The organism is Salinispora oceanensis, from assembly GCF_000383575.1.
Taxonomy (GTDB): Bacteria; Actinomycetota; Actinomycetes; order Mycobacteriales; family Micromonosporaceae; genus Micromonospora; species Micromonospora oceanensis.
Genome location: NZ_KB911579.1, coordinates 2506329 through 2523345, shown reverse-complemented (window position 1 = coordinate 2523345; position 17017 = coordinate 2506329). Strand labels below are relative to the sequence as shown.

At 70.3% G+C, this 17017-nt stretch carries 20 protein-coding genes; 7 read left to right on the top strand and 13 right to left on the bottom strand.

Translation table 11 applies throughout. From position 1 onward, the window contains the following. Positions 1-6: 6 nt before the first annotated feature. The 5 genes from SALPAC4_RS0111770 to SALPAC4_RS0111750 all read left to right on the top strand — a co-directional run bounded on the left by SALPAC4_RS0111770 (position 7) and on the right by SALPAC4_RS0111750 (position 4725). A complete protein-coding gene (locus tag SALPAC4_RS0111770; protein WP_027644594.1) occupies positions 7-768 on the top strand; it encodes a maleylpyruvate isomerase family mycothiol-dependent enzyme in 762 nt (253 codons plus the stop codon). Between the two features lie 165 nt (positions 769-933). Continuing rightward, complete coding sequence (locus SALPAC4_RS0111765) at positions 934-2334, top strand: GH1 family beta-glucosidase (protein ID WP_019870491.1); 1401 nt, start codon at positions 934-936, stop codon at positions 2332-2334. Positions 2335-2374: 40 nt separating this feature from the next. Further along, the gene (locus SALPAC4_RS0111760) at positions 2375-3382 is read left to right on the top strand and encodes a LacI family DNA-binding transcriptional regulator (protein ID WP_019870490.1); all 1008 of its coding nucleotides are present in this window, start codon (positions 2375-2377) and stop codon (positions 3380-3382) included. A 54-nt stretch (positions 3383-3436) separates the two neighbouring features. Continuing rightward, on the top strand, positions 3437-3835 hold the full coding sequence (locus tag SALPAC4_RS0111755) for a RidA family protein (RefSeq protein ID WP_019870489.1): 399 nt from the start codon (positions 3437-3439) through the stop codon (positions 3833-3835). Then, positions 3832-4725, top strand: coding sequence for a GNAT family N-acetyltransferase (locus SALPAC4_RS0111750; RefSeq protein ID WP_027644595.1), 894 nt, complete (start codon positions 3832-3834; stop codon positions 4723-4725). The genes SALPAC4_RS0111755 and SALPAC4_RS0111750 overlap by 4 nt, the downstream gene beginning before the upstream one ends. Before the next feature lie 11 nt (positions 4726-4736). On the opposite strand, the gene SALPAC4_RS0111745 is transcribed toward SALPAC4_RS0111750, so the two are convergent. The 10 genes from SALPAC4_RS0111745 to SALPAC4_RS0111695 form a co-directional block, all read right to left on the bottom strand. Continuing rightward, positions 4737-5558, bottom strand: a complete 822-nt coding sequence (locus SALPAC4_RS0111745; protein WP_019870487.1) for an EI24 domain-containing protein — start codon at positions 5556-5558, stop codon at positions 4737-4739. 21 nt (positions 5559-5579) lie between these two features. Further along, positions 5580-5987 carry a cellulose binding domain-containing protein gene (locus SALPAC4_RS28460; protein WP_223874735.1) on the bottom strand — a complete coding sequence of 136 codons (408 nt, stop codon included), beginning with the start codon at positions 5985-5987 and terminating at the stop codon, positions 5580-5582. A gap of 732 nt (positions 5988-6719) precedes the next feature. Next, the gene (locus SALPAC4_RS0111730; protein ID WP_019870484.1) at positions 6720-7607 is read right to left on the bottom strand and encodes an alpha/beta fold hydrolase; all 888 of its coding nucleotides are present in this window, start codon (positions 7605-7607) and stop codon (positions 6720-6722) included. After that, entirely contained in the window at positions 7604-7918 is a 315-nt protein-coding gene (locus SALPAC4_RS0111725; RefSeq protein ID WP_026271676.1) for a DUF2516 family protein, read from the bottom strand. Before SALPAC4_RS0111725 ends, SALPAC4_RS0111730 begins: the two co-directional genes overlap by 4 nt. Positions 7919-8009: 91 nt before the next feature. Beyond that, positions 8010-8588: a hypothetical protein gene (locus SALPAC4_RS0111720; RefSeq protein ID WP_019870483.1), complete on the bottom strand. Its 579-nt coding sequence runs from the start codon at positions 8586-8588 to the stop codon at positions 8010-8012. A 105-nt stretch (positions 8589-8693) separates the two neighbouring features. Then, entirely contained in the window at positions 8694-9290 is a 597-nt protein-coding gene (locus SALPAC4_RS0111715) for a helix-turn-helix domain-containing protein (protein WP_019870482.1), read from the bottom strand. A 139-nt stretch (positions 9291-9429) separates the two neighbouring features. Beyond that, complete coding sequence (locus tag SALPAC4_RS0111710; RefSeq protein ID WP_027644596.1) at positions 9430-10389, bottom strand: asparaginase; 960 nt, start codon at positions 10387-10389, stop codon at positions 9430-9432. 93 nt (positions 10390-10482) lie between these two features. Next, on the bottom strand, positions 10483-11325 hold the full coding sequence (locus SALPAC4_RS0111705; RefSeq protein WP_019870480.1) for a BKACE family enzyme: 843 nt from the start codon (positions 11323-11325) through the stop codon (positions 10483-10485). A gap of 111 nt (positions 11326-11436) precedes the next feature. Next, on the bottom strand, positions 11437-12546 hold the full coding sequence (ygfZ, locus tag SALPAC4_RS0111700; RefSeq protein WP_019870479.1) for a CAF17-like 4Fe-4S cluster assembly/insertion protein YgfZ: 1110 nt from the start codon (positions 12544-12546) through the stop codon (positions 11437-11439). After that, positions 12543-12971, bottom strand: a complete 429-nt coding sequence (locus SALPAC4_RS0111695) for a Fur family transcriptional regulator (RefSeq protein ID WP_018730254.1) — start codon at positions 12969-12971, stop codon at positions 12543-12545. Before SALPAC4_RS0111695 ends, ygfZ begins: the two co-directional genes overlap by 4 nt. A gap of 133 nt (positions 12972-13104) precedes the next feature. Here SALPAC4_RS0111695 and SALPAC4_RS0111690 point away from each other — a divergent pair, with 133 nt between their 5' ends. After that, the gene (locus SALPAC4_RS0111690; RefSeq protein ID WP_019870478.1) at positions 13105-13971 is read left to right on the top strand and encodes an aminotransferase class IV; all 867 of its coding nucleotides are present in this window, start codon (positions 13105-13107) and stop codon (positions 13969-13971) included. Between the two features lie 65 nt (positions 13972-14036). On the opposite strand, the gene SALPAC4_RS0111685 is transcribed toward SALPAC4_RS0111690, so the two are convergent. Beyond that, positions 14037-14630: a nitrobindin family protein gene (locus SALPAC4_RS0111685; protein WP_018730256.1), complete on the bottom strand. Its 594-nt coding sequence runs from the start codon at positions 14628-14630 to the stop codon at positions 14037-14039. Next, positions 14630-14731 (bottom strand): small membrane protein MtfM, encoded by a 102-nt coding sequence (gene mtfM / locus SALPAC4_RS28965; protein WP_018218112.1) that lies wholly within the window; start codon positions 14729-14731, stop codon positions 14630-14632. Before mtfM ends, SALPAC4_RS0111685 begins: the two co-directional genes overlap by 1 nt. Positions 14732-14744: 13 nt before the next feature. On the opposite strand from mtfM, the gene SALPAC4_RS0111675 reads away from it, so the two are divergent. Next, positions 14745-15119, top strand: a complete 375-nt coding sequence (locus SALPAC4_RS0111675; RefSeq protein WP_018739966.1) for a DsrE family protein — start codon at positions 14745-14747, stop codon at positions 15117-15119. Between the two features lie 10 nt (positions 15120-15129). On the opposite strand, the gene SALPAC4_RS0111670 is transcribed toward SALPAC4_RS0111675, so the two are convergent. Beyond that, positions 15130-16515 carry an IS701 family transposase gene (locus SALPAC4_RS0111670; RefSeq protein ID WP_019870477.1) on the bottom strand — a complete coding sequence of 462 codons (1386 nt, stop codon included), beginning with the start codon at positions 16513-16515 and terminating at the stop codon, positions 15130-15132. Between the last annotated feature and the right edge of the window lie 502 nt (positions 16516-17017).

Here is a 17017-nt window from a genome sequence, read left to right as displayed (position 1 = left end):
ATGGCGATGAACAGAACGCACGGCACGAAGGACTTCTGGATCGGGGCGCTGCGGGTGGAGGGGCCGGCCTTCGCCGCGGCGATCGCCGAAGCACCGGCCGACGCTCCGGTGCTCTCGTGTCCCGGCTGGACAGTGACCGACCTGACCCGACACCTGGCAAGCGTCTACCGCTGGGTACAGGGGACCGTGTCCGCCAATTCGGTCACCCCGCCGGCCCTCCGCTCCGAGCTGGTGGAGCCGAATCCGGGCGAGACCGACCCCCAGCTGTGGCAGCAGGCGTACGACGACCTGCTGGTGCGTTTCGACGCGCTGGATCCGGAGGCGCCGGCATGGAACTGGGCACCGCAGCCGAAGAAGGCCGGCTTCTGGCTTCGCCGGATCGCACACGAGACAGCGCTGCACCGCTGGGACGCCCAGCTCGCCATCGGCGCCGGCGACCCGATCGAGACGAAGCTCGCGGCTGACGGGGTGAGCGAGGTGCTCGACACCTGCCTGCCGGCCGGACGACGTCCGGATCATGGGCAGTGGCACGGCGTCGTACACCTGTCGGCCTCCGACGTCGGGCAGGAGTGGTTCCTGCGGTTGCGCGGCGGAGGGGTCGCCCTACTGGACACATCCACGATCTTCGATGACCACGATCATCACGCCCGGGTCCAGGTCGTCGGTACCGCCAGCGATCTGCTGCTCGCACTCTGGGGGCGAGTCAGTTTCGACACCCTGGCGGTGACCGGCGAACGCGCCCTCCTGGCTGGTCTCCGGACCGGCTGACGCCGGCGGCCACATCCGGCACCACCCCCGGCCGGGGGCTGTTCGCGCACGAGCCGCCCCCGGCTCTCCACCCGCCCGCACGGACCTGAGCCCAGCCAGGGAGAGCGCTCTCTTGACATCGGGTAACGAATCGGGAGACGCTGCGCAAACGGAGGGAACTGTCGTATGAGCGCGCTTCAATTTCCGGAGAACTTCCGCTGGGGCACGGCCACAGCGGCCTACCAGATCGAGGGTGCGGCCCGCGAAGACGGCCGGGCACCATCGATCTGGGACACCTTCAGCCGAACGCCGGGAAAGGTCTACCAGGGCCACACCGGTGACGTCGCCTGCGACCACTACCACCGGTACACCAACGACGTGGAGCTGATGGCCAGGCTGGGGATCCAGACGTACCGGTTCTCGGTGTCCTGGCCCCGGGTCCAGCCAGACGGCACCGGCCCGGTCAACCCGCGGGGGCTGGACTTCTACGACCGCCTGGTGGACGCGCTGCTGGCCCGGGGAATCGAGCCAATGGTCACGCTCTACCACTGGGACCTGCCGCAGACCCTGCAGGACCGCGGCGGCTGGACCGCTCGGGAGACCGCGGAGCACTTCGCCGGGTACGCGGCCGCCGTCCACGGTCGCCTCGGTGACCGGGTGGACTCCTGGACCACCCTCAACGAGCCGTGGTGCTCGGCGTACCTGGGCTACGGCAACGGGGTGCACGCTCCCGGAATCACAGACCCGGGTGCCGCCTTCACCGCCGTGCACCACCTGCTGCTCGGGCACGGCCTGGCAGCCCGGGCGCTGCACGCGGCCGGCGCGGGGAGCGTCGGAATAACACTCAACCCGGCCGACGTCCGCCCCGCCGACCCGGACAGCACCGCCGACGCCGCCGCGGTACGCCTGGTCGACGGGCTCCACAATCGGATCTTCCTGGACCCGTTGTTCCGGGCCGCGTACCCGGAGGACGTGCTGGAGCACCTCGCCCGAATCGTGCCGCCGGCGTTCCTCCGAGACGGCGACGAGAAAGTGATCGCCACCCCGATCGACCTGCTCGGTGTCAACTACTACGCGCCCATCTACGTCGCGGGTAAGCCGGACGGCGCCGGCGGCGGCGGGGCGTTCCCCGGCACCGACGGAGCGGTCGAGTTCCTGCCACCTGCTGGACCGCTGACCGACATGGGCTGGATGATCGAGCCGGCCGGGCTCACCCGACTGCTGGAACGCCTCGCCACCGACTACCCGGGCGTGCCCTTGATGATCACTGAGAACGGGGCAGCCTTCCCGGACCGCGACGCGTCGCCACCCGGCCCGGACCAGCCGGCGACGGAGGGGGCCGGCGGGGTGGTGGACACCGACCGGATCGCCTACCTGGAGGGGCATCTCCGCGCCGCGCACGAGGCCATCACCCGCGGGGTGGATCTCCGCGGTTATCTCGTATGGTCGTTCCTGGACAACTTCGAGTGGGCCGAGGGATATCGGAAACGGTTCGGGATCGTCCATGTCGACTACCGGACCCAGCGACGCACGCCGAAGGCGAGTGCCCACTGGTACCACCAGGTGATCTCCCGGAACGGGCTCTGAGCGGGGGAGGGCGAACCGGGAGCGGGCTCCGGGGAGGGCGATGACAACGGCGCAACGGCCGACGCTCGAGGCGGTGGCACGCCGCGCCGGTGTCTCCCGAGCCACCGTCTCCCGGGTGGTGAACGGCTCCACCACAGTGGCCGAGCCGATCCGCGAAGCCGTCCGGCGAGCCATCAACGAGCTGGGCTACGTACCGAACCTGGCCGCGCGCAGCCTGGTCACCCAGCGAACGGACTCGGTCGCGCTGATCATGCCGGAGGCGGCTGCCCGGGTCTTCTCCGATGACCAGTACTTCCCCGGCATCATCCGCGGCGCCGCCCAGGAGCTGGAGGCGGCCGACAAGCAGTTGGTGCTGATGCTGGCCGGTTCGCCGGCCGGGCACGAACGGGTGGAGCGGTACACCACCGGCCGGCACGTTGACGGGGTGCTGTTCGCCTCGCTGCACGGCGCCGACCCGCTCCCCGGCCGGCTGGCCCGGCTGGGCATTCCGGTGGTGTGCAGCGGCCGGCCGCTCGGCGGCACCCCGGTCCCCTACGTCGACGTTGACCACATCGGCGGGGTGCACCGGGCCGTCCAACACCTGATCGACAGCGGCCGGCGGCGCATCGCCACCATCGCCGGTCCACAGGACATGGTGGGCGGGATCGAACGGCTGACCGGCTACCGGTCCGCGGTGGCCCCGGCCGGGCTGCCGGAGTGGGTCGCGTACGGCGACTTCACCCGCGAGTCGGGGGTGGCCGCGACCTGGCAGCTCCTCGCCGCGCACCCCGACCTGGACGCGGTCTTCGCCGCCTCCGACCTGATGGCACACGCCACCCTGCGGACGCTACGCGCGACGGGGCGACGGGTGCCCGACGATGTCGCGGTGATCGGCTTCGACGACATCGAGACCGCCGCGTACACCGACCCGCCCCTGAGCACCATCCGCCAGCCGATCCAGGAGATCGGCCGCCGAATGACCCGCCAGCTGCTGCGCCTCGCGGCCGGTGAGTCGATCGAACCGGCGCTGGTGCTCCCCACCGAGCTGATCCTCCGCGACTCTGGTTGAGCCCGCCAACGAAAACAGATCGAGCAACCGTCGGGACTGCACTAGCGTTCCTTCATGCCCCAACTCCGCCATGTCTCCGCCCTCGCCCAGGCCGAGTACGCGTACGTCAGCACCGTCGAGCCGGGAACACGCCTCGTCTTCACCGCCGGGGCGTGCCCGCTCGACGTGGACGGCCGTACGGTCGCCCCCGGTGACCATGCCGCCCAGGCCCGGCAGGTGATGGCCAATCTGGAGACCACCCTCACCGCAGCGGGTGCCCGCCTCACCGATGTCGTCAAAGCCACGGTGTACGTGGCTTCGGCGCACCAACCCGACCTGGTATCCGCCTGGCAGGTCGTCCGGGACGCCTTCGGCGACCACGACCCGCCCAGCACCCTGCTCGGGGTGACCGTGCTTGGCTACCCCAATCAGCTCGTTGAGGTCGAGGCGGTCGCCGCCGTAAGCGTCGCGTGAGGATCCGCGCCGCGCAGCCCGACGACGCGCCTGCCATGGTGGCGCTCCGCACCCGAGTTCTTCCGCATCTGGTTCGCGGGGTGGCGACGACGCGCCAGATGATCTCCCAACCACCTCCAGGGCGGCGGCACTGGACCGCGTTCGTCGCCGAGGTGGACGACGAGATCGTCGGTTGGGTCTCGGCCTTCCGCAACGCCAGTTCCTACCGAAGCGTCGGCGAGATCTCGCTCCTGCATGTCCACCCGGACCATCGGGGACACGGCATCGGCAGCGGACTGCTGACCGCCGCCCTCGACCACCTCGCCCCGCTCCGGCTCCCGCTGCTACGCGGGCGGGTGCTACCCGAGTCGTTGCCGTACGCGCGGCGGCGCGGCTTCCTACCCAGCCGCGAGGAACGCTTCTCCGCGCTCGAGCTGACGGACCTGCCACCCCTGGCCGTTCCCCCGGGCGCCCGGCTGGTGCCGCTGTCCGAGGTTGACCCCCACCACGTGTACGAGGTGGAGCGCGACGCTAGCGCCGACGAGCCGGGAGACGTCGCCGCCGACGCCCTCACCTACGAGCACTGGCGGGCCGATACCTGGGACAACATCGGCCTGGACCGGGAGGCCAGCACCGGCGTTGAGGTCGACGGCGTCCTGGCGGCAATCAGCCTGGTCCAACGGGACGGTGCACGGATGTGGTCGGACTACACCGCTTCCCGGCCGGAACACCGGGGGCGAGGGCTCGCGTTGGCGGCGAAGCTGGGTGCCCTACGCCGGGCCGCGGCCAGTGGGGTGACGGTCGCATACACCGGCAATGACGAGGCGAACAAACCGATGCTCGCGATCAACGAACGGCTCGGCTACCGGCCGGTCGCCGCCCAGTGGAGTTGCCTCCGGGAGATGAGCTGAGCGACCGCGCGTCACGCGCCGTCCTGGGTGGTCCCGGTCGGCCCCACAGTGGTGGGCTGGCCGAGCACGCGGCGGGCCAGCAGGGCGGCGCCCGCGACGGCCGCCGGCATGAGCAGCACGGCACCGAGTGGGATCAGGAAGCTGACGAACACCGCCACCCCGAAGCCGAGCGCGGTCGGCCGGTCGGCCCGGAGGGCGGCCCGGCGGTCGGCCAACCGCAGCCCCCGGCGGTAGAAGGGGGCACCGACCAGCTCCACCGCGAGGAGCCAGCCGCCGATGGTCGCACCGAGTGCCGGCACCACGGTCTGACCGACCACCGGGATGAAGCCGGCGACAAAGAGGGGTACGCCGACCAGCACCGCCAACCCCACCAGCCGCAGTGAGTCAACGATGCTGTGCCGCAGCGACGACCAGAACGGCACGTCCACCGCGTGGGGCGTACCGCCGAGGCCGTCCTCGACCCGTTCGGAGATCTTCTCGTAGAACGGGTCCCCGATGACCAGCGTGACGGCGGTGAACGCGACCACTGCGAGCAGGCCACCCAACCCGAGCAGCGCCAAGCCGGCGGCTACCCGCGCCAGACCTCGTCCGACGGCGGACCAACTGTCGGCGAACGGCGTGATCAGCGCGGCCAGCTCGTCCACGAAGTAGACGAGCGTGCCGAACGCAGCGACGAAGAACGCTCCGGAGATCAGCGCCGGTAGGACGCCGAGCAGCATCAGGCCGGGGCTGCGGAGGTAGAGGCCTATACCACGCAGGAAGAGGCCGACACCGGCGAAGAATCGGCCGGCTGCCCCGGTCACGGGCGCGGCGAGAGCGGGGGATGCGTTCATGGTCGCCGAGCCTAGGTCGCGTCAGCGGCCGGCGCAGGTCATGGTCGGCGCCGGGTTCGTACCGGTGATGTCGGCGAGGAAGCCAAAGGTGGTCGTGCCATCCGGAGCCAGAGTGCCGTTGTACGACATGTTGGTCACTGTCACCGAGGCCCCCGAGCTGCTGAGCGAGCCGTTCCACACCTCGGTTAGCTTCTGCCCGCTGGGCCAGGTCCACTCGACTCTCCACCCGGTCCAGGAAGTGGAGGTGTTATTTTTGATCTTGACTTCGCCCTTGAAACCACCCGGCCAAGACTCGATGATCGTGTAGTTCGTTGTGCAGTCTGCCGGTGGGGGCGGAAGCGCGGGCGGCTCACTTGGTGCCGACGATGCCGGTTGCGTGGAGTTCTGCGTCGCAGTCTCGGACGGCGGCGGCTGCGTGGTCGCGGCCATCGCGACGGGGGGCGACGTCGGGGCTTGGGTTGGGGTTTGTGTTGGGACGTGGGTCGGCGTTGGTGTTGGGGGCAGGGGCAAGGACTGGGTGGGCGATGACTCCGATGGCGCGGCTGCCGGACTGGCTGCGGTGCTGGCGACAGAGTCGATGGTGAGGCGAGACGATGGGTCGGCCGGTGAGCGTTGGAGCGCGTTCAAGGCGGCCGCGGTCAGGATGATCCCCAGGAAGCTCGCGGCGACGATGCCCTGACTCCGCAGACGTGCCGGGATTGAACGGCGAGCATCCGCAGACCCCTTGACCGGGCGGAGGGGCCGGCGACCGGAGCTGTCCGGTCCGCGATCGGCCTCCTCCGGCTGCGATCGACGGTTCGGCTGAGCTCCGCTGTTCGGCTGAGGTACGCCGTCGGGATGCGGTGAATCGCCCAGGTTCGAGGTGGCGCGTTTTGGCACTTCGGTGGGCTCGTCGTAGCTTGCCAGCGGTGGCCACTCTGGCAGGCGGACGCCGACCTCGTCGGCCGGGGTATCGCCGGGTTTGGACGATTCGGTCATGAGCTCCGATCCCTGGCAAACGGGTAGCCATCAATGACGATGCAGGATCATTGTGGGCTCAACGTGAAGCTCGGTCAAATGCCTCCAGCGCGGGACACAAGCGGGTATCCACTGCAAACACCCACACCCGGGATTACTCCCACGGCAGGACCAACACCGCGCGGGTCACCGAAGCCCACCGGGCTACTCGTTGAGAAAGGCGGAGATGCGCTCCCGCAGGTCAGCACGCTTGGCCCAGAGGACCCCAGGCCGGTCGTACACGTGCAGGGTGGCCTGGGGCAACGCGGCGGCGAGCCGCTCGGCGACCGCAACCGGATGCAGCTCATCGCCCACACACCCGATCACCAGAGCCGGCGCCGTGACCTCGGCGAGTTCAGCGGCGTCGCGGACCGGCACTGATTCGGGCAGGCCAACCAGTCCCGAGGCGAGACCGTCCCGCATAAGCTGATCAAGGCGCTGCCGGAGGTACGCCCAGCCGGCCGGCGTGTTCCGGATGGCCGGTGGAAGCTCCAGCTGGACCACCTCCGCGAGCTGACCGACATCACCACTGCCGAGCGCGTCGAGTAGCGCTGTCAGCCGGCGACGGGCGGCATCGCCCCGCGGCTGGTCCAGCACCGCCGGCAGATAGAAGACCAGCCGGTCGAAGCGCGTCGGGTTGTCGGCGAGTAGCCGGCAGAGCGCACCCGCGCCGAGGCTCGCGCCGAACGCCCGGGTAGCGCGCCCCCGGTCGGCGACCGACCGCAGGTCGCGCGCGAGATCGTGGTAGGTCCATGGCCCGGTCGGTGCGGCGGAACGACCATGCCCACGGAACTGGAAAAAGAGTCTGCGACCGGTGACGCCACTACCGAAGGGACGGGTGGTGGCGATGCCGCTGCCCAGACCGTGCGCGAAGACGGTGACCGGGTCACCCGTGCCGGTGACCAACTGCTCCAGGTGGACGCCGTGCGGGGTGGCGACCAGCTCGGTCTCCGGCTCCGGCAGTGCCGGCCGACCGGTGCGGGGAGCACTCGGCCCGGGGCCCCAGGTGCGGGGGCCGCCATCCGGTGGGGGCGGCCACCGGAAGCCTCTCACCAGGAGTTCCCCCGGCCGCCCCGGAGGTCCCGCAGACCAGTCCGGACGTCAAGCAGATAGATCAACCCAGCGGCGATACCGACCAGGCCAAAGAGGCTGATCGGGCCGAAGCCAAGCAGGGTGAGCACCAGACAGACGGCGAGGATCGCCGCCCATGCACCCTTCGGAAGGGTGCCGACCGCGGCGAACGCGTCGGACCGCTGGGTGATGACGTGGACCAGGGCGACTCCCTGCACGATGAGTGCGAAGACGAGCAGGATCAGCTCTATAACGTAGCGAACCTCAAAAGCGAACGGCGCGGCGATGGCCATGCCGGCAAGCATATGCCGAAGACCCCGGAGGCGTCCGTCAGGCCGCTTCCGGGGTCTTCGGCGTCACCGGACACTCACCCGTCGCCGGAGGTCAGTCGCGGGCCGGCGGGGTCCGCTTCGTCGCGCGCGGTGACTTGGTCGCCGAGGAGGCCGGCTTGCCGGCGGCCTTGGTGGCACGCTTCGTGACGGCCGCCGGCTTGACCTCAGCGGCCTCGGCGAGCTGCGCCGGAGTGGGCGCCGGCGGCTGCTCGGTCGTCTCGATGTCGGTGTTCACCGTGTCGGCGGCCTCGAGCACGCCAGCACCGACGACCCGCTCCCCGTGGCCGACGAGCGCGCCGTAGGTGGTGACTGCCCGCTCCTGCGCGGCCTGCGCACTGGCGACCACAACGGCTGCGTTGCGGGTGGCGGTCTCCCGAAGCCGACTGAGGTCCAGGTCGCTGGCGGCCCGCCGGCGCAGGTTCTCAGCGGTAGCGGTCGCCGTACGCAATGTCTCGGTGGCCTTCTGGCGCAGCTCGGCCCCGTTAACCGTGCCGAGGTCGGCCGCGACCCGGTTGCGCAGCTCGGTCACGGCCGCGGGAAGCTTTCGCAGCTGCTGGTACGCCAGATCGCCGGCGCCGGCGGCGGCGTAGAGGGGGGCAGGGATACGACTGGTTTTCGGCTGACTAGTCATCGTTTCTCCTCTTTGGCCGCGTCGGCGGCTTCGGGGTCACCCTTCGGGCGGACTGCTGCACTGGCGTCGGGACGGGAATGGAGTCGGGGTCGATGGCGATGCGACTCACGCACCACCGGTCGGCGTGCCCCCGGTCGTCGTTGGGCCGGTGACCGCGATGTTCGCCAGGTCGGCGGAGGTCCCGGACGGCTGGGCCGGGCCCGGCTCCGGTTCGGTGGTGGGCGAACCGGCGACCGATTCGGTGGTGACCGTGCCGGTCGTGACTTCGGTGGTGGACGGGGCGGCGACCGATTCGGTGGTGACCGGGCCGGTCGCGGCCTCGGCCGACGCCGCATCGGCGGCGGCGGTGGCCTCCGCGAGCCGCGCGTTCTCTCGACGGAACGTCTCGTAAATCTGGGTGAGCGACTGCTTCTGTGCCATGGTCAGGTCGGGGTCCACGGCTATCGCGGCGAGTACGCCCTGCCCCTCACGGTCGTCCAGCAGCCCGGCCCGTAGGTACATCGCCGGAGTGGAGACCCGCAGCGCGCTGGCGAGCTGCTGAAGCACCTCCGCGCTGGGCTTGCGCAGCCCGCGCTCGATCTGACTCAGATACGGGTTACTGACACCCGCCTGCTCGGACAGCTGCCGGAGGGAGATCTTCGCACTCCGGCGCAGGTCACGAATGAACCCGCCGATGTTGGGAAGGTCTTTACCACTGGCCATAACTCAACGCTAGCTCGCGGTGCTAACTCCTGCAAGCAAAATGCTAGCCAGAGTTAGCACAGGGGTGTGCCCCGCCGTCCGGGTGCTGGCCACCGAGCCGCAGCCAGCACCACACCAAATCACCTTTCGTCAGAGCGGGTCACCAGAGCGACCGGATGGCGCCTACCGGCCGCCCACCGCCGAGGAGTGGGACCTCGGCGAACACCGCCAACGCCGGTGCGGTCACCCCGAGCCGGCGCAACGCGGAGACCAGCACCGGCATCCGGGCCCGGCCGGCACCATCGTCGATCTTCAACGCGATCGCGCCGACGCCGGGGACCGCCGCGGCGATGACCCCCTCCACCCCGATCTTCGCGAGTAGCCCCGGCACAGCCCGCATCATCCGGCTGTCGTCGGCCCGCGTACCGCCGACAATCTCCGGATGGGCCCGCATCGAGTCCGCCACCGCCCGCTCCGGCGAGCCCGGCTCCGCCTGCACCAGCCGCAGGTACGCCAGCGCGAGGCCGGACAACGACACGGCCAGCACCGGTGCGCCACAGCCGTCGATCCCGACCGCCGCCGCCGGCTCGTCGGTGAACTCCTCAACCGCTGCCCGCAACCGCTCCTGCAACGGATGCTCGCTGCGCCAGTACCCCTCCCCGGGCCAACCCGCCGCCTGGCAGGTCAGCAGCATTCCGGTGTGTTTTCCGGAGCAATTCATCTGGATCCGGGTCGGGCCACCGCCGGCGCGCAACACCGCCGCCCTCGCCTCCTCGTCCGCCGGCAGGTCCGGCGGGCAGTGCAACGCGGACTCGTCGAGCCCGGCCCGCGCCAGCAACCCACCGACCCGGGCCCGGTGGAAGTCCTCCCCCTCGTGGCTGGCCGAGACCAGGGCGAGGTCAGCCGAGTCGGCCAGCCGCAGGCCCGCACGGATCATCCCGACCGTCTGCAACGGCTTGTTCGACGATCGGGGAAAGATCGGCGACGTCACATCCCCCGCCTTCGCCACCGCCGCGCCAGTCGCGTCGAGCGCCACCACCGACCCACGATGCACGCCCTCAACGAAACCTGACCGGACCACCTCAGCGAGCGGCACGCCGCCCTCGTACGTCTTTCCCACGGCGTGGACGTTACCGCCCTTCGGGAACGTCCAGCCGAGGGGTGACCAGGGAATTGGGAACACAACGTCAGGGGGCGACCCCCAACGCACCACTTACCGGCGAAGGGCGGGCACGCCGAGCAGTTCCCGGGCCTCGGCGGTGGTGAGCGGAGGGCGCTGAGCGAGCTGGGCAAAGCCGACCGCGCGGGCCACGAGCTGCATATTGGACTCGACCGGCTGTCCCTTGGCATAGGTCACCGTGTCCTCCATGCCCACCCGGAGGTGTCCGCCCGCCGAGAGCGAAGCCAGCAGGACCGGGATCGTGCTACGACCGACGCCGGTCGCCGAGAAGGTGGTGCCGGCTGGTAGGTCCCGCAGCATCTGCTCGGCGGCCACCAGGGCCGCGGGAGTGCCGGGCATTCCGCCGGGCACGCCCATGACGAGGTCAACGTGCACATGCCCGCCGGCCGGCAGGCCGTACTTGCCGAGGAGGCGTTGTAGGGCGGTGAGGTGCCCCAGGTCGAAAATCTCGTACTCCGGGACGATGCCGCGCTCCTGCATCCGGGTGTGCAGCTCAACGATGAACTCCCACCGGTTGAGAAACACGTCGGTGCCGAAGTTGACCGTGCCCATCGTGCAGGAGGCCATGTCAGGGGCGGCATCAAGCACAGCGAGCCGGTCGGCCTCCGGGTCACTGACCGCACCACCCGAGGAGAGCTGCACGACCAGGTCGGTGCTCTCGCGAAGCGCCGCCACGGTCTCGCGCAGCCGCCGCTGGTCGAGGGTCGGCTGCGCCGCGCCGTCCCGGATGTGAACGTGGACCACGGCGGCGCCCAGCGCCTCGCACTCCTTCGCGGTCAGCAGCAGCTCATCAAGGGTGACCGGCAGCGCCGGCACCTCAACCTTGGCCGACTCGGCCCCGGTCGGGGCAACCGTGATCAACGTCCCTGTCGTCATGTCCGGATCCTAGTCGCCCGACCGGTGACCGTCCGGCCGGAAGTCTTCCGGCATGCCGGCTGTCAAGCCTGAACCCTTCCGCTGTCGGCAGCCTCAGACCGGGTTCCTTCCCTAGCTATCGATCATCGCGGCGGTCTCCCCGACCAGCAGCCGGGCGTCGTCGGGCACGTTGCGCTTGACCACCGCCAGGGCGACCTGGCCCAGCTCGTGGTGGTGCACGGCGGTGCCGACGAAGCCGACCGCCCGCCCGTCCCGAGTCACCGGAGTGCCGGCCGATGGTGGCTGGTCCGTGGTCACCCCATCCAGATGCAGGAGGACGAGCCGACGCGGCGGTCGACCCATGTTGTGCACCCGGGCCACCGTCTCCTGCCCGCGGTAGCAGCCTTTCTCCAGGTGTACGGCCGGCCCGACCAGGCCAACCTCGGCCGGAATACTCCGGTGGTCGGTATCCAGCCCGACCCGGGGCCGACGGGCGGCCACCCGCACCGCCTCGTACGCCCAGAGCCCGGCGACCGGCACGCCCGCGTCGCGCAGCTCAGCCACTACCCGACCCATGGCCTCCCGAGCCACCAGCAGGTCAACGCCGAGCGGGCCGCGGCGGGCCCAGCCCCCGACCGGTAGCGCACGAACGTCGTAGCGCACCGTCGACCGGGGCGGTACCGAGCCGGCCCGGAACTTCGGGCCGGGCACCTCGAGCAGGTCCGGCTCGGCCAGGCCGGAGACGCCGAGCGTCGCCACGGCGTCCACCGCCGCCGGCCCGACCAGCGAGAGCAGGGCGTGGTCCGGCGTCACGTCGCGCGGTTCCACCTTGCTGAAAAAGCGCATCCGCTCCAGATACCCGAGCAGCCCAGCGGTGTCGCCCGGCTCGGTGTCCAGCCAGGTCGTACCGCCCTCCTCGGCCACCATCGCGTGCTGCTCGACATGCCCGTGCGGGGAGAGCACCAGCAACTCGGTGCCCTGCCCGGCGGGCAGGTCCGCCAGGTGCTGGGTGGTGAGCGTGTGCAGCCAGCCGAGGCGATCCTCGCCCGGCACCGCGATCACCCCCCGGTGCGAACGGTCGACCAGGCCGACCCCCGTCTCCAGGGTGCGCTGCTCGCGCAGCGGATCCCCGTAGTGCGCCGCCACCGAGCGGACCCCCGCCGCGGCGTGCGCCGGCTCCGGCTGATCCCGGCTGCCCTCGTCAATGCTCTCGACGGAGACCGCCCCAGCAATATCGATCATTCCTGCGCCCCGTTCTCACAGCGATCACAGCGGCCGAAGAGGGAGACATGGCCGACGTCCACCCGGAACCCCCGCTGCTCGGCAAGCTGGTCAGCCAAGGGGCGCAGCAGGGCGGGATCGATCTCGTCGATCGCGCCGCACTCCCGGCAGACCAGGTGCACGTGCTGGTCCTCGCCGGCCGCGTGGAAGGTCGGCGAGCCGTGCGAGAGATGGGTGTGCGTCACCAGGCCGAGCCGCTCCAGCAGCTCCAGCGTGCGATAGATAGTAGTGATGTTGACGCCTGCGGCCACCTCCCGGACAGCCGTGTGGACCTGCTCCGGGGTCGCGTGCCCCAGCTCCAACACCGCCTGGAGGACGAGCTGCCGCTGCGCCGTCAAGCGCAGCCCACGGGCCCGGAGCAGTTCCGCGAGGGAGGATTCGGACACCGTCCAAGCATAGTTCGCTCGGGCCGAACAGCACTCTCCCGTCCTACCGGCCCCGTTCTGCCGACGCCCGTGTCGGTGGTGCCGGGCCGGACGGTACCCGACGCGGCCCGGCTGGGCCCTATGCTCGGCGGCCATGACGACGGCGAGGATCGCGGTGCTCGGGCGGGGCCGGGTGCCGGTCACAGAGCCAGTGCTGCGCGGCGACGACCTGGGCGTCCTACACGGTGACGGCCTCTTCGAAACGATGCACCTGCGGGCGGGTCGGCCCTGGCTGCGGGAGGCACACCTGGAACGGATGACGAGGGCGGCCCCGGTGCTGGGTCTGACCCTGCCGCCGGCCGATGCCCTGGTCGCGCTGCTCGAGGAGATCTGCGCCGACTGGCCCACCGAGGTTGAGGGGGCGCTGCGGCTGGTCTGCACCCGCGGCGTGGCCGACGGCGAGGCCCCGACCGCGTACGCCACGCTGGCCCCGGTGCCGCCGTCGGCCCGGGCGGCTCGCCGGGACGGGATCACCGTGGCGACATTGCCGCTGGGCGTGCCGGCCCGCGGCCGCGCCGGCCTGGACTGGTTGCCCACCGGCAGCAAGACCACGTCGTACGCGGTGCACAACGCCGCCCGTCGATGGGCGTCCCGCAACGGCGTCAACGACGCGCTCTGGACCTCCACCGACGGCTACGTCCTGGAGGGGCCGACCGCCAACGTCCTCTGGCTCACCGGTGGGGCGCTGCGTACGGTGCCCGCCGCGGCCGGCATCCTGCCCGGCACCACCGCCGCGTGGCTGCTGGCCAACGCCGAACAGGTGGGGCTGGCCGCATACGAGCAGCTGGCGACCCCGGCCGAGTTGCACGCCGCGGACGCGGTCTGGTTCAGCTCGTCGGTCCGGGGCCTGGTCGAGGTCCGTGTCCTCGACGGCATCGGCCGACCGCGGTCGGCCTACACCCGGCGGCTGCAGGCCCTACTCGGCTTCCCCGTTCCGCCCGACGACGACCAATCGGACTGACCTCCGCCGGCGCGGATCAACCGCACTGACCTACGCCGCGAGTCAACGGATCAGCCGGACTGATCTCAGCCGCCCACCCGGATCAGCCGGGCGGACAGGTGCGGGGTGAGGCCGTGGCCGACCGCGGCCATCTCCTGCGCGTAGAGCAGGGCGCCCTCCACGATGCCGAAGAGGCGGTGACCGGCGGTCACCTCCTTCGCGGTGGGGGTGCGCACCACCGCGTCGGTGGCGAACTCGAGCTGGGTGCCGGTGCGCTTGCCGAGGTGCAGCTCCATCACGCCGGTGGGCGTGCTCATCAGCGCCTCCCACTCGTTGGTCGCCCGGTCGTCACCGTCGAGCACCGGCCGCCACCAACCCATCTCCCGCCCGGCCGGGCGGACCGGGCGGCTCTGCTCGTCCAGCAGCCACGCCCGCGACTCGTAGCAGAGGAACGGTCGGCCGTCGTGGCTGATCCGGATCTCCTGGGCGTAGTCGAAATCCTCGATGGTGGGGTAGCCGCCCCGGCCCCGACCCCGCCACACCCCGATGTACGGCAGCAGGCCGTCCAGAGTGGGGTGCAATTTCGGCCCGGTACGCAGGTCGTGGCTCTCCTCGTAGGGGTACGGGTCCACCGGAGGCGCGTTCAGCCACGGCGGCTGAAGCGGATTCTCGTCACTCACTAATGCCCTCTCGAAATGCGTACGGCGAGGTAGACCAAGCCGCCGGCGAGCCCACCCAGCGCGGCGACCAGCAAACTTACGAACCCTATCTCGGTGACCATCGGCGACTATCCTATGCTGGCGCTCGTGGGCCGAAACCTCGTCGTCAAGGTCACCGCCGGAGCGGATTCCCCGGAGCGGTGCGCGCAGGCCTTCACGGTTGCGGCCACCGCGGCCGCCGCCGGAGTTGACGTCTCGCTCTGGCTGACCGGCGAGGCGACCTGGTTCGCGCTGCCCGGCCGGGCGCAGGAGTTCGAGCTGCCGCACTCGGCCCCGCTGGGCGAGCTACTGCACGTGATCCTGACGACGGGCCGGGTGACCGCCTGCACACAGTGCGCGGCCCGCCGGGACATCGGGACTGGCGACGTGCTGCCCGGCGTCCGGATCGCCGGCTCGGCGGTCTTCGTCGAAGAGGTCATGGCCGAGGAGAGCCGCGCGCTCGTCTACTAGTAGTGCTTTGTTAGGTTGGGTTGGGTTTTGGGTGTGTCAGCCTCAGTTGGGTGAGGAACAGTTGGGCGGCTGCGGTGAGGGTGACGTGGCGGTGCCAGCCGATCCAGGATCGTCCTTCGAAGTGGTCAAGGCCGAGGGCGGTCTTGAGTTCGCGGTAGTCGTGCTCGACGCGCCAGCGGCTTTTGGCCAGGCGGACCAGTTCGGCAAGTGGTGTGTCGGCGGGTAGGTCGGACAGCCAGTAGTCGCTGGGTTCGTTCTGGCCGGGGGGCCATTGCACGAGTAGCCAGCATTCGGGCAGGACACCGTCATCGCCGCGGTGTGGACCGCGTCGGACGGCTCGGCCGGCGGGACGCACCCGCAGTGCGAAGAAGTGCCCGGACAGCTCACCGACGGGCCGGTCGGGGTCGCGGTTGGCTGTGGGGAGCCGGGCGCGCCAGCGCACCAGGCGTGCCGCGTCAGCACCGTGGGCGAGGGCGAGGTCCTTCAGGCTGCGGGCCGGGTGGGGGTAGCGCGGTGTGGGGTGCTTGCCGACTCCGGCGTAGGGCACCTGCACGGGTTGGGCGTGGCCGGGTTGCGCGGTGGTCGACGACGTGGTCGCGACAATGTAGCCGATACCGCGTTCGGTCAGTCCCTGACGGAACTCGGCGACCTGGCCGTATCCGGCGTCGGCGGTCAGCAGCGGCGGACGCAGCCCCCACTCGGCCAACTCGTCGAGCATCTCCAGGGCCATCAGCCACTTCGGCCGGTACCGCTCGGCGTCCGGGACCTTCGACGCGGTGCGGCGCCGCCGGATCTGCGCGATCTGCTCGGCAGGCGGCACCTGCACCCGGGTGTGTGGCTTCTTCGCCCCGGCCGCATCGAGGGTGACCGGCTGCTGGCGCAGCCTGCGGGCGTGTGGGTTCGCGGGCTTGCCGTCCGGGCCCGGGATGCAGGCGTCGTCCCAGGACTCCGGCACGAATAGCCGCCAGTTCAGTACCGCCGAGGCCGTGTCGGTCGCCGCGTGAACACTGACGGCGATCTGGCAGTTGGCGACCTTACCGAGAGTGCCGGAATACTGCCGGGCCACACACGCCGAGGCCTTGCCGTCCTTGGGAAACCCGGTGTCATCGACCACCCACACCTCAGGCGTCACCAGGTCGACCGCAGCGGTGGCCATCCGCCGTCGCACCCCGCCGACGTCCCAGGTGGACGAAGTCAGGAACTGCTGCAACTGCTGATGATCGGCCCCGAGCCGCTGCGCCATCGGCTGCATCGACTTCCGCCGACCGTCCAGCATCAACCCTCGCAGATACCGCAGCCCCGTCGCCCGCTGATCCGAGCGCCGCAACCCCGCGAAGATCCCCGCCGCGAAGTCCTCCAACCGCCCCCGCACCCGAACCAGATCCCGCTCATCCACGCACCGCAGCCAAACACCGCCACCATGCTCACACAAGCGACACGCCACAACGACCTAACAAAGCACTACTAGCAGGTCAGGAGTCAACCGAAGCGAGCAAGGTCTCCTGTGGACGACAAAAGGGGCAGTCCGTGCTAGACTGGCCCGTATCCACTACCGAAATTGCGAGGCGGCTAAAGATCGAAGCAGGACAATAGATTGTCCTGCTTCGATCTTTAGCGATAGGAGGTTTTGTGATGAGGAGCCGAAAGCTGCTGCGTTCGGTAACCCAGGTTGGCTTGACGCTTACCCTGGCTGGCGCCGCAGTAACCCTTCTGGTGAATCCCGCATCGGCAGACGGGGTCGGTAACAAGATTAACAACTGCTATGGGATTTGGTGGAACACGGACTGGAATCAGGAATGTGAAGGGTCTGGTGCCACCAAAGCCGGTGTATACAAGTCAACCGCCGATTGTACGGCCCCTCAGATCACTGACGAAACGATCGAAAAAACGCGAGTCTC

Bases quoted from the DNA above. Each gene is read 5' to 3' on its own strand.
- SALPAC4_RS0111760 (WP_019870490.1), top strand. From the start codon at position 2,375: ATGACAACGGCGCAACGGCCGACGCTCGAGGCGGTGGCACGCCGCGCC.
- ygfZ (WP_019870479.1), bottom strand. From the start codon at position 12,546: ATGATCGATATTGCTGGGGCGGTCTCCGTCGAGAGCATTGACGAGGGC.
- SALPAC4_RS0111705 (WP_019870480.1), bottom strand. From the start codon at position 11,325: ATGACGACAGGGACGTTGATCACGGTTGCCCCGACCGGGGCCGAGTCG.
- SALPAC4_RS0111690 (WP_019870478.1), top strand. From the start codon at position 13,105: ATGACGACGGCGAGGATCGCGGTGCTCGGGCGGGGCCGGGTGCCGGTC.
- SALPAC4_RS0111725 (WP_026271676.1), bottom strand. From the start codon at position 7,918: ATGGCCATCGCCGCGCCGTTCGCTTTTGAGGTTCGCTACGTTATAGAG.
- SALPAC4_RS0111745 (WP_019870487.1), bottom strand. From the start codon at position 5,558: ATGAACGCATCCCCCGCTCTCGCCGCGCCCGTGACCGGGGCAGCCGGC.
- SALPAC4_RS0111675 (WP_018739966.1), top strand. From the start codon at position 14,745: ATGCTGGCGCTCGTGGGCCGAAACCTCGTCGTCAAGGTCACCGCCGGA.
- SALPAC4_RS0111765 (WP_019870491.1), top strand. From the start codon at position 934: ATGAGCGCGCTTCAATTTCCGGAGAACTTCCGCTGGGGCACGGCCACA.
- SALPAC4_RS0111715 (WP_019870482.1), bottom strand. From the start codon at position 9,290: ATGGCCAGTGGTAAAGACCTTCCCAACATCGGCGGGTTCATTCGTGAC.
- SALPAC4_RS0111720 (WP_019870483.1), bottom strand. From the start codon at position 8,588: ATGACTAGTCAGCCGAAAACCAGTCGTATCCCTGCCCCCCTCTACGCC.
- SALPAC4_RS0111770 (WP_027644594.1), top strand. From the start codon at position 7: ATGAACAGAACGCACGGCACGAAGGACTTCTGGATCGGGGCGCTGCGG.
- SALPAC4_RS0111755 (WP_019870489.1), top strand. From the start codon at position 3,437: ATGCCCCAACTCCGCCATGTCTCCGCCCTCGCCCAGGCCGAGTACGCG.
- SALPAC4_RS28460 (WP_223874735.1), bottom strand. From the start codon at position 5,987: ATGGCCGCGACCACGCAGCCGCCGCCGTCCGAGACTGCGACGCAGAAC.
- mtfM (WP_018218112.1), bottom strand. From the start codon at position 14,731: ATGGTCACCGAGATAGGGTTCGTAAGTTTGCTGGTCGCCGCGCTGGGT.